16 protein-coding genes and 1 pseudogene are annotated in these 17,670 nt (G+C 39.0%); 8 read left to right on the forward strand and 9 right to left on the reverse strand.

Going from position 1 to position 17,670, the window contains the following annotated elements; genetic code table 11:
• Window positions 1-45 precede the first annotated feature (45 nt).
• The 4 genes from frr to rpsB all read right to left on the reverse strand — a co-directional run bounded on the left by frr (window position 46) and on the right by rpsB (window position 3,208).
• Window positions 46-567: a ribosome recycling factor gene (gene frr, locus ALFOR1_RS11105; RefSeq protein ID WP_247655286.1), complete on the reverse strand. Its 522-nt coding sequence runs from the start codon at window positions 565-567 to the stop codon at window positions 46-48.
• A 49-nt stretch (window positions 568-616) separates the two neighbouring features.
• Window positions 617-1,366, reverse strand: coding sequence for a UMP kinase (gene pyrH, locus ALFOR1_RS11110; protein ID WP_058548381.1), 750 nt, complete (start codon window positions 1,364-1,366; stop codon window positions 617-619).
• A gap of 158 nt (window positions 1,367-1,524) precedes the next feature.
• Entirely contained in the window at window positions 1,525-2,376 is an 852-nt protein-coding gene (tsf, locus tag ALFOR1_RS11115; protein WP_058548382.1) for a translation elongation factor Ts, read from the reverse strand.
• Window positions 2,377-2,479: 103 nt separating this feature from the next.
• Window positions 2,480-3,208, reverse strand: coding sequence for a 30S ribosomal protein S2 (rpsB, locus tag ALFOR1_RS11120; protein ID WP_058548383.1), 729 nt, complete (start codon window positions 3,206-3,208; stop codon window positions 2,480-2,482).
• A gap of 239 nt (window positions 3,209-3,447) precedes the next feature.
• Here rpsB and map point away from each other — a divergent pair, with 239 nt between their 5' ends.
• From map to dapD, 3 genes are all read left to right on the forward strand, one after another.
• Window positions 3,448-4,266, forward strand: coding sequence for a type I methionyl aminopeptidase (map, locus tag ALFOR1_RS11125; protein ID WP_227006954.1), 819 nt, complete (start codon window positions 3,448-3,450; stop codon window positions 4,264-4,266).
• A gap of 66 nt (window positions 4,267-4,332) precedes the next feature.
• The gene (gene glnD, locus ALFOR1_RS11130) at window positions 4,333-6,951 is read left to right on the forward strand and encodes a [protein-PII] uridylyltransferase (RefSeq protein ID WP_104643018.1); all 2,619 of its coding nucleotides are present in this window, start codon (window positions 4,333-4,335) and stop codon (window positions 6,949-6,951) included.
• Window positions 6,952-6,960: 9 nt separating this feature from the next.
• Window positions 6,961-7,788, forward strand: coding sequence for a 2,3,4,5-tetrahydropyridine-2,6-dicarboxylate N-succinyltransferase (gene dapD, locus ALFOR1_RS11135; RefSeq protein ID WP_058548386.1), 828 nt, complete (start codon window positions 6,961-6,963; stop codon window positions 7,786-7,788).
• A 174-nt stretch (window positions 7,789-7,962) separates the two neighbouring features.
• Here the strand turns inward: dapD and ALFOR1_RS20505 are convergent, their stop codons facing one another.
• Together ALFOR1_RS20505 and ALFOR1_RS20510 are read right to left on the reverse strand one after the other, a co-directional pair.
• A complete protein-coding gene (locus tag ALFOR1_RS20505; RefSeq protein WP_227006949.1) occupies window positions 7,963-8,307 on the reverse strand; it encodes a hypothetical protein in 345 nt (114 codons plus the stop codon).
• A 149-nt stretch (window positions 8,308-8,456) separates the two neighbouring features.
• Entirely contained in the window at window positions 8,457-9,047 is a 591-nt protein-coding gene (locus ALFOR1_RS20510) for a hypothetical protein (protein WP_227006948.1), read from the reverse strand.
• A gap of 212 nt (window positions 9,048-9,259) precedes the next feature.
• Here ALFOR1_RS20510 and ALFOR1_RS11145 point away from each other — a divergent pair, with 212 nt between their 5' ends.
• Window positions 9,260-11,290 carry a BCCT family transporter gene (locus ALFOR1_RS11145; RefSeq protein ID WP_104643019.1) on the forward strand — a complete coding sequence of 677 codons (2,031 nt, stop codon included), beginning with the start codon at window positions 9,260-9,262 and terminating at the stop codon, window positions 11,288-11,290.
• Window positions 11,291-11,373: 83 nt separating this feature from the next.
• On the opposite strand, the pseudogene ALFOR1_RS20675 reads toward ALFOR1_RS11145, so the two are convergent.
• Window positions 11,374-11,469 (reverse strand): annotated as a pseudogene (locus ALFOR1_RS20675) (4a-hydroxytetrahydrobiopterin dehydratase); the annotation flags it as partial.
• 227 nt (window positions 11,470-11,696) lie between these two features.
• Between ALFOR1_RS20675 and ALFOR1_RS11150 the strand changes: the two are divergent.
• From ALFOR1_RS11150 to ALFOR1_RS11165, 4 genes are read left to right on the forward strand one after another with little or no spacing between them, the layout of a single operon-like run.
• Entirely contained in the window at window positions 11,697-12,935 is a 1,239-nt protein-coding gene (locus tag ALFOR1_RS11150) for an HlyD family secretion protein (protein WP_104643020.1), read from the forward strand.
• A complete protein-coding gene (locus tag ALFOR1_RS11155; RefSeq protein ID WP_104643021.1) occupies window positions 12,935-13,615 on the forward strand; it encodes an ABC transporter ATP-binding protein in 681 nt (226 codons plus the stop codon). Before ALFOR1_RS11150 ends, ALFOR1_RS11155 begins: the two co-directional genes overlap by 1 nt.
• Window positions 13,615-15,975, forward strand: coding sequence for an ABC transporter permease (locus tag ALFOR1_RS11160; protein WP_104643022.1), 2,361 nt, complete (start codon window positions 13,615-13,617; stop codon window positions 15,973-15,975). The genes ALFOR1_RS11155 and ALFOR1_RS11160 overlap by 1 nt, the downstream gene beginning before the upstream one ends.
• A gap of 8 nt (window positions 15,976-15,983) precedes the next feature.
• A complete protein-coding gene (locus tag ALFOR1_RS11165) occupies window positions 15,984-16,421 on the forward strand; it encodes a hypothetical protein (protein WP_104643023.1) in 438 nt (145 codons plus the stop codon).
• A 60-nt stretch (window positions 16,422-16,481) separates the two neighbouring features.
• On the opposite strand, the gene ALFOR1_RS11170 is transcribed toward ALFOR1_RS11165, so the two are convergent.
• Entirely contained in the window at window positions 16,482-16,826 is a 345-nt protein-coding gene (locus ALFOR1_RS11170) for a 4a-hydroxytetrahydrobiopterin dehydratase (RefSeq protein WP_006793641.1), read from the reverse strand.
• A 37-nt stretch (window positions 16,827-16,863) separates the two neighbouring features.
• A complete protein-coding gene (phhA, locus tag ALFOR1_RS11175; RefSeq protein ID WP_104643024.1) occupies window positions 16,864-17,661 on the reverse strand; it encodes a phenylalanine 4-monooxygenase in 798 nt (265 codons plus the stop codon).
• Window positions 17,662-17,670 lie beyond the last annotated feature (9 nt).

A 17,670-nucleotide genomic window follows, 5' to 3' on the forward strand; every position in this document is an offset into this window, starting at 1 on the left:
CTAGTATACCCCAGACGGCGTTTCAAAACTAATAAAATTAGCTGTTTAGATTTCCATCAATTCTGTTTCTTTGGCTGCTAATTGAGCATCCATTTCTTTGATAAACTTATCTGTAAGCTTTTGAATTGCATCTTCGGCTTGACGCGCTTCATCTTCAGAAATATCTTTTTCTTTAAGTAGAGATTTAACATCACCATTTGCATCACGACGAATGTTACGAACAGCAACACGGCCGCCTTCTACTTCACCGCGTACAATTTTAATTAAATCTTTACGACGTTCTTCCGTAAGCGGAGGAAGAGGTACACGAATAACGGTACCTGCTGACATAGGGTTTAAGCCTAAGTCAGACGCCATAATTGCTTTTTCAACAGCTTGCGCTAAAGACTTATCGAATACGCCAATGGCAAGTGTACGTGAATCTTCAATCGTCACGTTAGCTACTTGGTTAAGTGGAGTATCTGCACCGTAGTACGACACCATGATGCCGTCTAAAATTGCAGGGTGAGCACGACCAGTACGGATTTTAGATAATTGGCTACCTAGTGCTGCTACACTCTTTTGCATGCGCTCTTGCGCATCTTTTTGAATATCGTTAATCACGGTTTAATCCTAATTATTTGATTACTTCATCTGAGGCTTGTGAAGAGATAAGTGTTCCTTCTTCTTCACCCATAATTACGCGTTTTAACGCGCCTGATTTATTCATGTTAAATACGCTCAATGGCATATTATGATCGCGGGCTAATGTAAACGCCGCTAAATCCATAACTTTTAATTCTTTATCAATGATTTCATTGTAGCTTAAGTGACGGTAAAGCGTCGCTTCTGGGTTTTTAACAGGATCATCACTGTAAACGCCATCAACTTTTGTTGCTTTAATTACTGTGTCAGCTTCAATTTCGATACCGCGTAAACACGCTGCAGAATCGGTAGTAAAGAAAGGGTTACCTGTACCGGCTGCAAAAATAACAACACGGCCAGATTTTAATAAACTAATTGCTTCAGCCCAGTTGTAAGCGTCACATACACCGTTTAGTGGGATTGCCGACATTAAACGACAGTTTACAAATGCACGGTGCAGCGCATCACGCATTGCAAGGCCATTCATAACGGTTGCAAGCATGCCCATGTGATCGCCTACTACGCGGTTCATACCTGCTTCAGCAAGCGATCCGCCTCGTAAAAAGTTACCGCCGCCGATAACCAAACCCACTTCTACGTCGAGTTCTACCAGCTCTTTAATCTCTTGAGCCATACGATCTAATACTTTTGGGTCAATGCCGAAGCCTTCGTCTCCCATTAAAGCTTCACCACTTAATTTGAGAAGAACACGTCTAAAAATAGGTTTACGATTGATAGTCATAGTATTGGGGCCAACTTTTATTAAAATATGGGTAAAAAATAACCGCGCTTATGATAAACATAAAAGCGCGGTTATTTTAAAGAATTTCTATGCGTGACGCAAAACCAAATAGTACTTTAATTGCATCTAATTTCCTTATGCATCACAAATAGTTAATCTTACTGACCTTTAGCGGCTGCAATTTGAGCAGCAACTTCAGCAGCAAAATCTTCTTCTTTCTTCTCGATACCTTCACCAACTTCTACACGTACAAAGCCAGTAACTGTTGCGTTTTTCTCGTTAAGAACTTCGCCAACAGATTTTTTAGGTTCCATGATGAAAGCTTGACCAGTAAGAGAAACCTCACCAGTGAATTTTTTCATGCGTCCAACAACCATCTTCTCAGCGATTTCAGCAGGCTTGCCTTCGTTCATCGCGATGTCGATTTGAACTTGCTTTTCTTTTTCTACAACGTCTGCAGGAACATCAGCAGGCGTTAAGTACTCAGGGCTTGAAGCAGCAACGTGCATTGCAACGTGCTTAAGTGTTTCTTCGTCAGCAACACCAGCAACAACAACACCAATACGCTCACCGTGACGGTACTCAACTAGGTTTTCACCAGCGATGTACTGTAAACGACGTACGTTGATGTTTTCGCCAATCTTAGTAACTAGCTCAACACGGTCTTCTTCAAACTTAGCTTGTAAGTCTTCGATAGAGATTGTTTCTGCGATTGCAGCGTCAGCAACTTTGTTAGCAAATGCTAAGAAGCTTACGTCTTTTGCAACGAAGTCTGTTTGACAGTTAACTTCAACAAGTACAGCAACACCAGCATTTTGCTTGATGATGATAGTACCTTCAGCAGCAATGTTACCTGCTTTTTTAGCAGCTTTAGCAGCGCCACTTTTACGCATGTTTTCAATCGCTAACTCGATGTCGCCATCAGTTTCAGTTAACGCTTTTTTACAATCCATCATGCCAGCGCCAGTACGCTCGCGTAATTCTTTAACTAGGGCAGTAGTTACAGCCATTAGTAAATCCTCAAATCTGAAATCAGGTTAGATAAGCGGGTTACCCGCTCGACAAGAATAGCAAGTCTTCACCTTAAAAAGATGAAGACTTGATGACAGCTAATTACTCAGCTTCTACGAAGTCGTCTTTCTCAGCTTGAGCAACAATGTTGTTCTCACGACCTTCAGTGATAGCAGTAGCTACAGCACTTGTGTAAAGGTTGATTGCACGGATAGCATCATCGTTACCAGGTACGATGTAATCAACACCGTCTGGGTTAGAGTTAGTATCAACGATTGCAACAACTGGAATACCTAGGTTGTTTGCTTCACGGATAGCAATGTGCTCGTGGTCAGCATCGATAACGAAAAGCGCGTCTGGAAGACCGCCCATGTTTTTGATACCACCAAGGCTCTTTTCAAGCTTTTCCATTTCGCGGTTAAGCATTAACGTTTCTTTCTTAGTTAATTTCTCGAAAGTACCGTCTTGGCTTTGTACTTCAAGGTCTTTAAGACGCTTGATTGATTGACGTACAGTTTTCCAGTTAGTCAACATACCACCTAACCAACGGTGATTTACGAAGAACTGGTCGCTTTGTAAAGCGGCTTCTTTAACTGCGTCGCTTGCTGCGCGCTTAGTACCAACGAAAAGAACTTTACCTTTGTTTGCAGCAGCACTTGATAAAAACTTAAGTGCGTCGTTGAACATTGGTACTGTTTGCTCAAGGTTGATGATATGTACACGGTTACGTGCGCCGAAGATGAAAGGCTTCATCTTAGGGTTCCAGTAACGTGCTTGGTGACCAAAGTGAACACCAGCTTGAAGCATATCGCGCATTGAAACGTTTGCCATTTTATAGATCCTCTATAGTTGTTTAGGGTTAGGCCTCCACATATCCCATAGCACCAACACCGAAGTATTTAAACTTCAAATGCACCCAAGTGTATGTGACGATACGTGTGTGTGTTAAAATAAAATTGTGTTTGTCTTAAATACAAAAAATCATTTAAGAATTTATTTGTAAAAAGACGGCGCGCTTTATACCATATTAAAATTAAATACTCAACGTCGCGTGCAAAATTTGTGCGACGATAAATGTTAAAAAACGCAACTTTGGAGCCTCAATGAGCGCTGTGATCAAGACCCCTGAAGAAATTGAAAAAATGCGTATAGCCGGGCGTTTAGCGGCAGACGTGCTAGAAATGATTGGACCACATGTAGTGCCAGGTGTGACTACTGATGAGTTAAATACAATTTGTCATGATTATATTGTAAATGTGCAAGAAGCGATTCCTGCTCCGCTAAATTACCATGGTTTCCCTAAGTCGGTTTGTACCTCTGTAAATCATGTAATTTGTCACGGAATTCCAAACGACAAAGCTTTAAAAGATGGCGACAGTGTAAATATTGACGTTACCGTTATCAAAGATGGTTACCACGGCGACACCTCAAAAATGTTTCACGTAGGTACACCAAATATTCAAGGAAAGCGCCTTGCAGAAGTAACACAAGAAAGCTTATACCTTGCTATTAAAATGGTAAAACCAGGTGTACGTTTAGGTGATATTGGCGAAGCTATTCAAAAATATGCAGAAAGCTTTAACTACTCAATTGTTCGCGAATACTGCGGCCATGGTATCGGTAGCGAATTTCACGAAGAGCCACAAGTGATGCATTACGGTAAAGCGGGTACGGGTGAAACGCTAAAAGCGGGTATGTGTTTAACTATTGAGCCAATGGTTAATGCGGGTAAGCGCCAATGTAAGCTGCTTAAAGATGACTGGACTGTTGTTACACGTGACCGTAGCTTGTCTGCGCAGTGGGAACACACATTATTAGTGACTGAAAATGGAGTTGAAATTTTAACGCTTCGATCAGATGATACTATCGAGCGGATCATAGAACACTAATAAAACCAAAGCACTTGATAAGAAAAACCTTATCCGTGTGAAAGGTTCAACAAGGAGCCAGCCCACGTGGCATTACCCAACAAAGTAAAAAAGTTGCTTAGCGATGCTGAGCAACTTACTGATTATCGCGATTGTTCTAGCTATTTTTATAAATGGTTACATAACGAATTTTCTAAACAACCGGTTGGTAATTTAATTAATGCCCGGGCTGAGTTTATTGACCGCCTACTAATAAAGTTATTTCATGTTTACGATTTAGCGCGCGAACCTGATTTAGCGCTTATCGCTGTAGGCGGGTACGGCCGTGGTGAATTACACCCCTACTCCGACATCGACTTTTTATTGCTAGTAACTCAACAACCTAGCGAAGAAATATGCGAAAAAATTGGCCAATTTGTTACCATGCTTTGGGATCTCAATTTAGAGATAGGCCACAGTGTGCGCACCATTGAGCAAGCCATTGAGCAAAAACGTGAAGACGTTACATTTGCCACCAGCTTGCTTGAAAGCCGCCTAATTTTTGGTAACCACATTGAGTTTGAAAAACTCAAAACGCATATTATCGAAACCCCAGTTTGGCGCTCAGGTGAGTTTTTTGTTGCTAAAGTGCAAGAGCAAAATCTTCGCCACAAAAAATGCCACGGCACAGCGTATAACCTAGAGCCAAATATAAAAGAAAACCCAGGTGGCCTGCGCGACTTACAAACTATAATTTGGGTTGCTAAAAAGCACTTTAGAGCCGAAACACTGCAAGAGCTAATAAGCCACGGCTATTTAACTCATGAAGAGTTTCAGGAGCTTTCAGAGTGCTTAGAGAACTTATGGAATATTCGCTTTGCGCTACATTTAGCTGCGGGTCGCTCAGAAAACCGATTATTGTTTGATCACCAACCCAATGCTGCAGAAATTTTAGGTTTTGGTAGTGATGGTAAATCGTCGGTTGAGCGCATGATGAAGCGCTTATTTAGAATAATGAGCCGCGTGCGCGAGCTTAATCAAATGCTACTTTCGTACTTTGAACAAAGCATTATTCCAGAAACCATAGAAGCGCCAGTTGTAGAACTTGATAGAAATTTTGAACGCGTTGGCCATCAAATAAGAGTAAAAAATCCATCTGTATTTTTTAGGCGCGACCAGCTGTTTGTTTTATTTGAACACATAGCCGACAACCCTGAGATCACTCATATTTACCCAAGCACCATACGCACCATTCGCCAAGTTCGTAGGCGCCTATTGGGCGATTTACAAGATTACGCTGCGTGTCGCGAAGCATTCTTACGCCTGGTAAAACACCCTAATGGCATGGGCCGCGCGTTTACGCTTATGCATAAACACGGCATGTTAGCCGCATATTTACCACAGTGGCGTAATATATTTGGGCAAATGCAGTTTGATTTATTTCATGCCTACACAGTAGATGAGCATACCCATAAGCTTATTAAAAATATTTACCAATTTTTTGATAAAACCGGTATCAGTGAGTTTCCTATTTGTAGTGAAATAGTGACCCGTATGGATAAGCCCGAGCTACTTTATTTAGCCGGAATATTTCATGATATTGCTAAAGGCCGTGGTGGAGATCATTCAGAGCTTGGCTCAGTGGATGCCATTGCTTTTTCTAAATTACATGGCTTCCCATCGTCAGACGGCAAGCTGATATCTTGGCTTGTTGGTAACCACTTACTAATGTCGGTAACCGCACAGCGTAAAGATATAAACGACCCAGGTGTAATTAAAGACTTTGCATCACGCGTAAAAACAGAACGCCAGCTCGATTACCTATATTGTTTAACCGTTGCCGATATTCGCGCAACCAACGACAACTTATGGAACGACTGGAAAAACACTTTACTGCGCGAACTCTACTTACATACTCAACGTGCGCTACGCCTAGGGCTTGAAAACCCAATGGATCAACGCGACCAAATTCGCGATAAAAAGCACCAAGCTAAACAGCGCTTACTTAATTTAGGTCATTTTGAAGAACAAATAGACTTAATTTGGAGCCGTTTTAAAGCAAATTACTTTACCGCTTTTAGTGAGCAACAAATATCGTGGCACAGCGAACATCTGCTTAAATGCACCGATTTAAGCCAGCCAAGTGTCGTTGTATCAGATAAAGCCATGCACGGTGGAACACAAGTCTTCGTATACAGCCCCTATTCTGGGCCGTTGTTTGCTCGCCTAGTGAGTGTAATTGGTACTAAAAAAGCACAAATACAACATGCTCAAGTACTTACCACCAAAGACGGTTACGTACTATTTAACTTTGTAATACTTGAAGTAAATGGTGAGCCTATCGCAAGCAGCCGCGCGCAATCTATTAAACGCGGCCTTGAACAAGCACTTAGCGATCCACGTAAAAAGATTCGATTTAAAAAGAATCGCTCACAACGATTTAAAGACTTTAATATCAAACCGAAAATTGTGCTGCGCCCTCATGCACGCAAAGACCGCAGTTTAATAGAAATACAGGCCGTAGATATACCTGGCTTATTAACCAAAATTGCCGAAGTTTTCCAAGCGCATTTATTACACATTCATGCTGCCCGCATTACAACGGTAGGTGAACGTGCTGAGGATTTCTTTGTTGTATCAAATAACGAATATCAAGCGCTGACTGATGAAGAGCAAGTTAAAATTCATCAGGCATTACGTAAAAAATTCAACGCCGAAACAGAATAAGGACACACCATGTCAGATTTAAAAACCATGATAGAAAACGCGTGGGACAACCGCGACAGCATTAGCCCAAGCACCGTATCTAGCGATGTTAAACAAGCTATTATCGACGCACTAGAACTACTTGATAGCGGCGCTGCCCGCGTTGCAGAAAAAATATCAGGCGAATGGGTTGTACACCAATGGCTTAAAAAAGCCGTATTACTGTCGTTTCGTATTCGCGACAATCAACCACTGAACGACGGCGTAAACCAATTTTACGACAAAGTACCGCTTAAATTTAGCGACTACACGCCGGAGCAATTTCAGCAAGGCGGCATGCGCGTAGTACCAAATGCGGTTGCCCGCAAAGGCAGCTTTGTAGGTAAAAACGTCGTACTTATGCCATCGTACGTAAACATTGGCGCATACGTTGACGAAGGCACCATGGTTGATACATGGGCCACTGTAGGCTCATGTGCACAAATTGGTAAGAACGTACATTTATCTGGCGGCGTTGGCATAGGCGGCGTTTTAGAGCCACTACAAGCTAACCCAACCATCATTGAAGACAATTGTTTTATTGGCGCACGTTCTGAAATTGTTGAAGGCGTAGTAGTAGAAGAAGGCGCTGTAATTTCAATGGGCGTTTACATCAGCCAAAGCACCCGTATTTACGACCGTGAAACCGGCGAAATTCACTACGGCCGCGTACCAGCAGGCGCCGTAGTTGTACCAGGTGCACTACCGTCAAAAGATGGCACTCACAGCCTTTATGCTGCAATCATCGTGAAAAAAGTAGATAAGCAAACACGTGAAAAAGTAGGCATAAACGCCCTACTACGCTCGATTGATGATTAAAAAGAAGCGATAAACTTTCAGCTGTAAGCCCTAAGCTGATTGGTGTTAAACGTAGGTTGGGTTTCGTTTCACTCAACCTATGTTGAAGTTAAGTGTTTTAGCTAAACTTTAATTGTATATAAAAAAGCTCTAAACCCTTTGGTTTGGAGCTTTTTTGCTTATGACAATAAACTCTCAATCAAGTAGCATTATTTTTGTCTTAATCAATAACGTATTAACTGGATCTTCTATCTTGAAGTCATACATGTAGTCTGTTTCTGTATTGAATCTTTTTAAATAATAACTAACTAATGGATCATAGCCACTCTCATGTAGCCAACTGTAAAACTTCCCTAACTCATAACTTAGCTTTTGACTTAAGTCTGATTTAGGTTCAAGAAGCCCGTCATTATCTAAATCTTTAATATTCATCAATTGAAGGTTTATTTTTATTTCATCAATTAATGGCTCTAGCGACCTTCTATAATTAGTAGCTTTAATTTCAAGGTCTGGCTCTAAAGGCTCGGCTTCGTAAACCATAATTAAATTATCAATTACATCATTATAGTAATCATTGTTTAATCTTACCTTAGACTCATCTTTTAAAATATATAACTGATCTAAAGTAGATGCTTTAGTCTGTATAGGCTGCTTAGTTAAATTCAGCTTAAAATCGTTAAATAATTTTGTTATTGCTTGAGATAGAACATCAAGATAGTTGTATCTCTTAAGAAGGAAAAAAATAGTTCGTGAGAGTTAAGAACCATCACAAGATCACTTTCATCCACTTTATTACTATATAAGTTAACAGTAAGCTCATCATTATCCATGTGGTCATCATAAGGCCAACTAGCAAACCTTTTACAGTCTGAATGATTCAAATTTACGGGATGAGCACCAAATGAAGCTCTTATTGATTTAAAGTAGCTGTTGTCGTCCTCATCAAATAAACGATTTGTAAAACACTCCTTTTCGCCGGAGAAAGGTAAAGTCCTCGGGTTTATAAACACTCGGTGTAGTTGGGTTATTGCTTCTGAAACGAGATCTATTGCAGAAATTAAAGAAAACATCTGCATTACACGCACATCAATATTTTCCTCAAACCCTGAGGTATGTTGTAAATACCTAATCGATACAGTGATCCAGTCCATACAAGAACAAATTAGATTCCATTGGTTTTTGCCATTTTTATTATGATAAGTGTTATAAATAAAACTAGAATTTGAATTAACGAGATCTCTAAAACCTGAAATTTTTTCATCCCTAATTGTTCTTTCCATTAAGATTCACTCACAGATCATAATAAGATTTAAAATATCATCGTAAACATAACTTTATAAAGTAAAAGTGGGTGTTTAATCAAAATAATAAAAAACACTTGCTTTAAAGCAACACACATATACAAACAAATGACTGAATTAGCCAACTCACTCAAGATATAATAAGGTAGTAAAGCATAATTGAAAGTTAGCAATTAATATTAAGGATTAATATGACAAAAACTGCTTTACGCTCAACTATTTTGCTACCGGTATTTTTGCCTGCAGTGTTTATTATTCTGCTCTTGGTAATTGGTACAAGTAGCAATCCTGAACTTGCAGGGCAAGCATTTAGTGTCACCCTCAAGTGGATAACAGAAACCTTTGGCTGGTTTTATATGTTATCAGTCGCGATTTTCTTAGTTTTCATCGTTTGTGTTGCAACCTCCAGCTGGGGCAATATTAAGCTGGGCCCTGATCATGCGCAGCCGCAATATAGCTTCGGTGAATGGTTTGCCATGCTATTTTCGGCCGGCTACGGAGTCGCATTACTATATTTTGGTGTAGCAGAGCCCGTACTCCATTATGCATCTCCGCCCGCGGGCGCAGCAGAAACCGTCGATGCTGCCAAGCAAGCTATGCAAATTGCATTTTTTCATTGGGGTTTTCACATATGGGCAATCTATGGGATTGTCGGCTTAGTCCTTGCTTATTTTGCATTTCGCCATGGCCTTCCACTGTCGATTCGCTCAGCGTTGTATCCACTTATTGGTGATAAAATATATGGCCCTATTGGTCACACTGTTGATGTGTTTGCCATATTAGGCACGCTATTTGGCATTGCTACAACACTAGGACTTTCCGTTACCCAAATTAATGCTGGGCTGCATTATTTATGGCCGAGTATTCCTATTAATACCACAGTACAAATTACTGCTATTGCCATTATTACCGCAGCGGCTACGCTCTCTGTAGTGGCAGGTATGGATAAAGGTGTAAAACGCTTATCTATTGTAAACATGACACTTGCAGTGTCGTTAATGGCTTTTGTATTTTTTATTGGCCCTACTATTCATATTCTTGAATCGTTTTTACAAAATACCGGCAGCTACCTTAGCGGTATTGTTGAGCGTACTTTTAATTTACAGGCGTATAGCCGTAGTGATTGGATTGGTAACTGGACACTATTTATATTTGGCTGGACTATTGCTTGGGCGCCATTTGTTGGTATGTTTATCGCTAAAATTAGCCGCGGCAGAACCATCAGGCAATTTGTTGTTGGCGTGATGCTAGTCCCAACTATTTTTACCTTTTTGTGGTTTTCTGTGTTTGGTGATACCGCGTTAAATCTAATAATGAATGAAGGGTTCAATACTTTAATTACTGATGTTCAAGCAAACCAAGCTGTTGCATTGTTTCAGTTATTTGAGGTGTTACCGTTATCATTTATTATTTCGCTACTGACGGTTATTTTAATCATTACCTTTTTTGTTACTTCGTCTGACTCAGGATCATTAGTTATTGATTCCCTCGCCTCTGGCGGGAGTATTAATACGCCTGCATGGCAACGCGTATTTTGGGCTGTGCTAGAGGGCGCTGTGGCTGCTGTTTTATTAGTAGCAGGTGGGTTAAGTGCGCTACAAACTATGACTATAGCCAGTGCCTTACCCTTTGCGATTATTATGCTTATTGCAACCGCCGGGCTTTGGCGAGCACTCACCATTGAAGGCCATCGCGATACTAGCTTACAAGCACATGCGCTTAATGGCCGTAATGTTAACTTATCTCATTGGAAGCGCCGTTTAGCCGCCATGGTTAATTACCCTAATAGAGAAAAAGTACACACCTTCATTAGTAGTGTGGTGGTACAAGCAATGCAAGCCGTTCAGGCTGAATTAAAAGCACGACAATGGCATGCAGAGGTTGATTTTGATACCGACTTAGGCCGTGCTCATTTAACTGTGCTACGCCATGAGCATGTTGATTTTGTATATGACATTCGTCTAACCGAACACCCTATGCCAAGCTTTGCCTATTCAGAGCTGAAACCTGAGATTGATAACACCGAAATGTATTACAAGGCTGATGTTTTCTTACGTCGTGGTGGGCAATCTTACGATGTGTATGGTTACAGTGAAGATGATATTGTGAAAGATATTCTTGATCAATTTGAGAATTACTTACACTTTTTAGGTAACAGCCCAGGTGAGCTACCTTGGGATATGGCCGAGCACGATGACATGTTAAATAGCGATAAATCTTAAATAAGCATCGTATTTAATACACAATTAATGCAATAAAAAAGGCACTGAAAAGTGCCTTTTTAGTTTGCTCAATTAATTTTTAATTACAGTGCGTTAAATATGTCGTCTGTTTTAGCTGCGCAAATAAAGTCGTTTTTGTATAGCAACATAATAGTTTCTCTACCCCACATCATCAGAAGTAAAATAATTAAATTTCTATTGCCCTAAGTTACATTAAAATAAAATTTACATCGTTAACTTAGTGGTGATATAACTGAGTGTGTTTTGGGGACGAGTTGATGTATATTCAGACTGTTAGCTGCTAGATATTAACCTCACATCCTTTTTATAAGGAAAGTGAAAACTCTAACTTAAATAACGTTTAGCCTATTTTTAAAATAATAAAAGCACTTAGCAGGTTGTACTAATGGAAGAGTATTTAATCGTAAAACAAAAAAAGAAAGCTCCATTCATAATTGGGACTTTATTGTTGTTAATAGCTCTTGGCTATTTAATTAAATTAGCACTATTCTCTGATGGCATACCTGCTCGTTATTTGAAACCAATACTTGTTACTAAAATATCCTCACCTAATGTATTAAAAGGGATTGGTACAATAGAGCCTACACAAAGAGAGCTTTTGTCTGCGCCGCTAAAAGGCAATATAAAAGCACTTACAATTCGTGAAGGGCAAGCTATAAAAAAAGGCCAAGTATTGGCAAAGCTAACTAACTACGAGTTGGAACAAGATATACATAATGCGAGCTATGAGCAGCTTAATTTAGAATCTCAGGTGGCTATTGATAAAAGCAATTTAACAATCAAGCTCTCGCAAATCAAAGTAGACTTATCTAAAGCCCAAATGGCATTACAGCAGCAATCGCTTGAATTAAATGCTAATAAAGTTTTATTGGAACAAGGTATTATTTCTGCAATTCGCTTTAAACAAAGCGAAATGCTTTACAAGCAAAGTGAACTTGAAGTTAATGCTAAAAATGATGAACTTGGCCTATTTAAAGATGCATTTGATCAGCAATTAATTGCGCTTGATAACAAAGTAAACATCGCCAAAAACAAACTTAGTTATTTACAAAGGCGCCAAGAGCAATTAACACTCACAGCAAACTTTGACGGTACCGTAAGCCAAAACTTAGCTAAATTAGGTCAAGCGGTCACACAAGGGCAATCGTTGTTTGAGTTAATAGAGACCGACAACTTACTCGCTAAAATACAAGTTCCTCAATATTCATCTACTCAGTTAAAGATAGGCCAAAAAGCAGACATAGTTACGCCCAGTGGCACAATTGCAGCTAAGGTTGATTATATTGATACGGTAATAAGAAATGGTGCTATTAACGTATTTTTAGTATTAAACGCCCCCCCACCATCATGGCTTAGAAGCAGCCAAGCAATAGAAGCTCATATTTATTTAGAGAAATCTCTACTCGTTCAAAATATTCCAAAACCGAATGACTTTGATAGTCATAGCCAGTGGAAGATTTATGAAGTAACACCATCAAGTAAAGCTATTCTTACTCATATAAATTACAAATCGAGCGAGCGAGATACGTTAAGCTTCAACGAACCATTAAAAAGTAACTATGTGTTGTTACTGCCTGCTGATTACGCCACTGAAAATAACTTTGACTTGATAGGTGCTTTTTGATGAGTTATCCGCTGATAGAGTTTAATAATGTTTTTTATCAATATCCTAATACCAAAGTGAATACACTTAAAGCTATAAACTTTAAAATAAACAGTGGCGATTATATTGCAATTACGGGCACCTCAGGCAGTGGTAAAAGTACCCTACTTTCTATTTTAGGTTTGTTAAATTTACCCAGCCAAGGGCAATACACTATTTTAGGCACTAACACAGCAGACTTAACACCCGATGCTATTGCAGCTATTAAAAACAGAGAGCTTGGCTTTATATTTCAAAACTTTAATTTGTTAAATCATTTAAGCGTATTTGATAACGTTGCTTTACCACTGAGTTACAACAAATCAGTGCCTAGAAAGGACTACCTAAATAAAGTTAAAGCTGCACTTAATAAAGTAAGCATGCTTGAGTTTATTGATAGAAAACCAAGCCAATTGTCTGGCGGGCAACAACAAAGAGTTGCTATTGCTAGAGCATTAATAAATGATCCCTTTGTTATTTTAGCCGACGAGCCAACCGGTAATTTGGATTCGAGAAATAGCGAGCAAATATATCAGTTACTCAATAAGCTAAACGACGAAGGTAAAACAATTTGTTTAATTACCCATGATGAAAACCATGCTAAAACAGCAAAAACGCGTTTGTATATTCAAGACGGACAGCTAAGTGCGCAAGGTTTTTAATGCTGAACTTTATTACTGATCTGACCTTTAACTGGCTAAAATATGCTAAGCAAAATACTAAATTATGGCTTAGCTGTTTGTTGCTTAGTATTCCTTTATGTTTAATTTTAAATATAAGTAACATTCATAGTCAGTTTTTATCAGCCGATTACACTGCAATAAATAACATTCATAACATTAAACAAGTTTACTTAAGTGACACTCAAAATGACTTACCCGTTGATGAATACATTTTTGATGAAATAACCGTATTGCACCCAGATTTAGTCGGCGTTTTTGAACGCTCTATCGATTTATCATTAAAGCTTTCGGTTAATCATGATAGTGAGGCCGTTAAGGTAAGCTTTATATCGGGGGGTTATAAACAATTAGGTATCATTCCTGCTTTAGGCAGCTTTGAACAATTAGATTACCCAAAACAAGGCAGCGCAATAAGTGCCGCTATTAGCTATTCGTTTTGGCATACTCATTTTAAAGGTGTCACTGATATTATTGGCAAACAGCTTGTGGTTAATAATAAAAGCATAAACATTGTTGCTGTAATGCCAAAAGAGTTTAAAAGCTTTAAACGCGCCTATGAACCTAAACTTGTTATTCCTTACTCGCAACTCAAGCGTATTTTGCCTCAAGAAAGTAACCTGACCCCAGATACATTTACGTATATTCTAGGAAACGTTAAAAATAAAACACTTTTCTTAAACTTGCTAAATAAGCACTTACAAAACGAAATGTTTATATTTGATAACACCGAACTTAAGTTTAGTGATGGTATTGGCGTCAACCCAACTCACTTTAATAAAATAATAAAGCGCCTAAACTTATTGCAGTTACTATATTATATTTTACTCTCATTTAGCTTTATTGCCTTTTGTGCATTTTACTGTGCAGAGTCAATTAAAAAGCAACAAGAAGAAACTATACGCAAATTATGCGGAGCCAATAACACTCACATTTTTGTGCAGCAAATTATTGATATCGTACTCACAAGCCTACTGCTTATTATTGTAATGTGCGTTTTTTATCCACTGAGCGACAGTATCAGCGCAATTTTATTACCAAGCCTGAACCAGCAAAGCAGCTCTTTTTCATTATTTACGCTGGCGGTATTTTACATCGTTATTATTACTTGTTTATCGGCGCTTAATTACTTTCAAAGAAAGTGGATACACAGCAGTGTTGGACGCGGTCAAAGCGCAACAACAAGCGAAAAAATACAAGTGTTCTCATTACTTTCGTTACTTACTAGCCTTGCCATCACAAGTGTTTACATTAGTAGTTTAGTTATTTACAGCCAGATTAATTTAAATAATAAAAACGTGGGATTTGTTGCTGATAATATTTTAATAGCTAGTTTTAGCTTCCCGCAATCACCTAGCGAGGCCTTTAATGCAAATAACTCTGCTCAACAATTAATTCAGCAATTAAATTCACTGCCCATTATTGAAGAAGTATCACTTAGTTCGGCCCCACCACTATCAAAACGAAGTGGTTTTAGTTCATGGTACACCGTTACCGGACAAGCTATAAGCGCAGGTAAAAATGCCAGTACTGCAAGCCATCGAGTAAGCCCTCAATATTTTAAAACTATTGGCGCTAAGCTTATCTCAGGCCAAAGTGTTCAGTGGCAGCAATATCAAAAAGTTGTGGTTAACAAAGCCTTATGGGATCAATACTTTGCAAGCACAGAACTAAGCCAAGCTTATTTATTAGCCCAATTTGATACTGGCAAAGTAAAACATAAAGTAGTTGGCGTTGTTAATGATATTTATAATGAAGGGGCCGATACACCTGTTCAGCCCACTGTGTATAGTGTAATAAGTGCTCTGACAGGTTTTGAAACAATTATAATTAAAACTCATGCGCCCATCACACAAGTTGAAAAGGAACTCCAAAAGGCAGTAAAAGCATTAAGTGTAAACTTTAACGATTTATCACTTACCCCCCTTTCGTCTTTAGTAAAAAATGAGCAAGCCCCTAGAAATGCATTACTTGTAATTACCGTTGTGTGCTCCTCAATTCTTCTACTCTCTGCGTTTTTATACAACTACAGTAGTATCAAACAGCTTACTGCTAAGTCATCCACAGAGCTTGCATTAAGACGTGCTATGGGCGCTCGCAGCTACCAAATATGTTATTTATTTTTAAAGCTCTTTTTTACTGCATTTGTGATAACTCATATAGCTATTATTGCGTTATTTTTCACCCAACATAAAAAACTACAAACTTTTTTATTTCATCAATCCGTTTTTGACCTAAGCACGATACTTACAGTGCATTTAGTCATTTTGTTAGTGGTTGTATGTATTATTGCTATAGAGATTAAAAAAACACTGAGTAACTCTTGGAACAACTTAACTTAAGGATAAACATGTACAAATCAATTATAGCCTTACTACTTTTGTATAGCGGTAACACGTACGCCGAGAATTATAGCTTCTCGCATTATCAGATAGTTAAGTCACCCATTAATAATACCGCTCCGCAAATGTTTTTATTTAACAGCAAAGGCGAGTTAATGCATTACTCAGATAAATATTTACCAAATATTTTATCTATTTTTAAAAATAAACAAATCCATCCTGATTCTGATTTACTTAAAAGTAATCTAGAGCAACTATTAATAACATTACCCGATTTTACTCAGCAAAAGTATACGTTAATTTACACTTCGATAGATGAAGATGTAGGCCCTTGTCCACCTTGTAGGCAGCAAGAAAAAACTATCGGCATTCTCAAAAATAAGTTTTCTGATAAACAGCTAAAGGTTCATTCAATTTCTATCAATGCTAGTGACGATGGCGTATAAAAAAGCCCGCTAAAGTTAATTTAGCGGGCTTTTTATTGCGAAGACTAACCTGAAGTAACCTTAAAGCGCGTTAAACACATCGTCTGTTTTAGCTGCGCAAATAAAGTCGTTTTTGTGTAGGCCTTTAATTGAATGGCTCCACCACGTTACAGTTACTTTGCCCCACTCGGTTAATAAACCAGGGTGATGGCCTTCATCTTCTGCCATGTCGCCCACTTTGTTAGTAAATGCGATAGCTTGTTTAAAGTTTTTAAATTTATAAACACGTTCAAGCTGCATAATGCCGTCGCGTACTTCGGGTACCCAGTCTGGGATTTTAGTAATTAATTGTGCAAGCTCTTCGTCAGATACTTTTGGTGCATCTACGTGGCAAGCTTCGCATTTTTGTTCACTTAATGAAGACATCTTAAATCCTTACTTTAGCGTTTCTTTTAAATTAAAGTTAACTAGCTAATTTTTCTTTTGGTGGAAATTTTGGGTCATGCAAGCCAAGCTCTTTAGCTTGCTCAACCAAAGTCATAATGTCCATTTGCGATATATCAAACAGATCATGAATCGAATTAATGGTGTAGTACTGTGGTTGCATAATATCAATACGGTACGGCGTACGCAGCACATCAATTACGCTCATAGGCGTTATTTCTGGTGTGTCTGAATACACGTATTGCGTTTCACCCGGGCTTGATAAAATACCGCCGCCGTAAATACGCAGGCCGTTTTCGGTTTGCATTAAACCAAACTCAACCGTAAACCAATACATACGTGCAAGGTACACGCGATCTTTTTTCTGTGCTGCGTAACCTAGTTGGCCGTATTTATGTGTAAATTCGGCAAAGTCAGGGTTAGTTAGCATGGCGCAGTGGCCAAATATTTCATGGAAAATGTCAGGTTCTTGAAGGTAGTCAAACTCTTCACGGCTACGAATAAACGTGGCTACCGGAAATTGTTTGTTTGCCAATAACCTAAAAAACTCATCAAAATCGATAAGCGCAGGTACAGGCGCTACTTGCCAACCAGTGGAGGCAAGAAGCACTTCATTAAGCTCGCTTAACTGCGGAATACGATCGTGTGGTAGGTTTATTTTTTTAAGCCCCTCCATGTACTCATCGCACGCCTTGCCTTCTATGCACGCAAGTTGGCGTGCTACAAGCTCAGACCAAATTTTATTTTCTTCTTCGCTCCAGTGTATAACACCATTTTCGTCTGGTGTTTTAGAGGTGTATTTACTTGCTTTAGCCATAATAACCTT

The organism is Pseudoalteromonas carrageenovora IAM 12662 (genome assembly GCF_900239935.1).
GTDB classification, from domain to species: domain Bacteria; phylum Pseudomonadota; class Gammaproteobacteria; order Enterobacterales; family Alteromonadaceae; genus Pseudoalteromonas; species Pseudoalteromonas carrageenovora.

What these genes read in the sequence shown, in the direction of transcription:
- ALFOR1_RS11170 (WP_006793641.1), bottom strand. Translation starts at nt 16,826, where the DNA reads ATGTCTTCATTAAGTGAACAAAAATGCGAAGCTTGCCACGTAGATGCA.
- ALFOR1_RS20510 (WP_227006948.1), bottom strand. Translation starts at nt 9,047, where the DNA reads ATGGAAAGAACAATTAGGGATGAAAAAATTTCAGGTTTTAGAGATCTC.
- ALFOR1_RS11165 (WP_104643023.1), top strand. Translation starts at nt 15,984, where the DNA reads ATGTACAAATCAATTATAGCCTTACTACTTTTGTATAGCGGTAACACG.
- ALFOR1_RS11145 (WP_104643019.1), top strand. Translation starts at nt 9,260, where the DNA reads ATGACAAAAACTGCTTTACGCTCAACTATTTTGCTACCGGTATTTTTG.
- frr (WP_247655286.1), bottom strand. Translation starts at nt 567, where the DNA reads ATGCAAAAGAGTGTAGCAGCACTAGGTAGCCAATTATCTAAAATCCGT.
- phhA (WP_104643024.1), bottom strand. Translation starts at nt 17,661, where the DNA reads ATGGCTAAAGCAAGTAAATACACCTCTAAAACACCAGACGAAAATGGT.
- ALFOR1_RS11150 (WP_104643020.1), top strand. Translation starts at nt 11,697, where the DNA reads ATGGAAGAGTATTTAATCGTAAAACAAAAAAAGAAAGCTCCATTCATA.
- ALFOR1_RS11155 (WP_104643021.1), top strand. Translation starts at nt 12,935, where the DNA reads ATGAGTTATCCGCTGATAGAGTTTAATAATGTTTTTTATCAATATCCT.
- tsf (WP_058548382.1), bottom strand. Translation starts at nt 2,376, where the DNA reads ATGGCTGTAACTACTGCCCTAGTTAAAGAATTACGCGAGCGTACTGGC.
- ALFOR1_RS11160 (WP_104643022.1), top strand. Translation starts at nt 13,615, where the DNA reads ATGCTGAACTTTATTACTGATCTGACCTTTAACTGGCTAAAATATGCT.
- ALFOR1_RS20505 (WP_227006949.1), bottom strand. Translation starts at nt 8,307, where the DNA reads ATGGTTTACGAAGCCGAGCCTTTAGAGCCAGACCTTGAAATTAAAGCT.
- rpsB (WP_058548383.1), bottom strand. Translation starts at nt 3,208, where the DNA reads ATGGCAAACGTTTCAATGCGCGATATGCTTCAAGCTGGTGTTCACTTT.
- dapD (WP_058548386.1), top strand. Translation starts at nt 6,961, where the DNA reads ATGTCAGATTTAAAAACCATGATAGAAAACGCGTGGGACAACCGCGAC.
- pyrH (WP_058548381.1), bottom strand. Translation starts at nt 1,366, where the DNA reads ATGACTATCAATCGTAAACCTATTTTTAGACGTGTTCTTCTCAAATTA.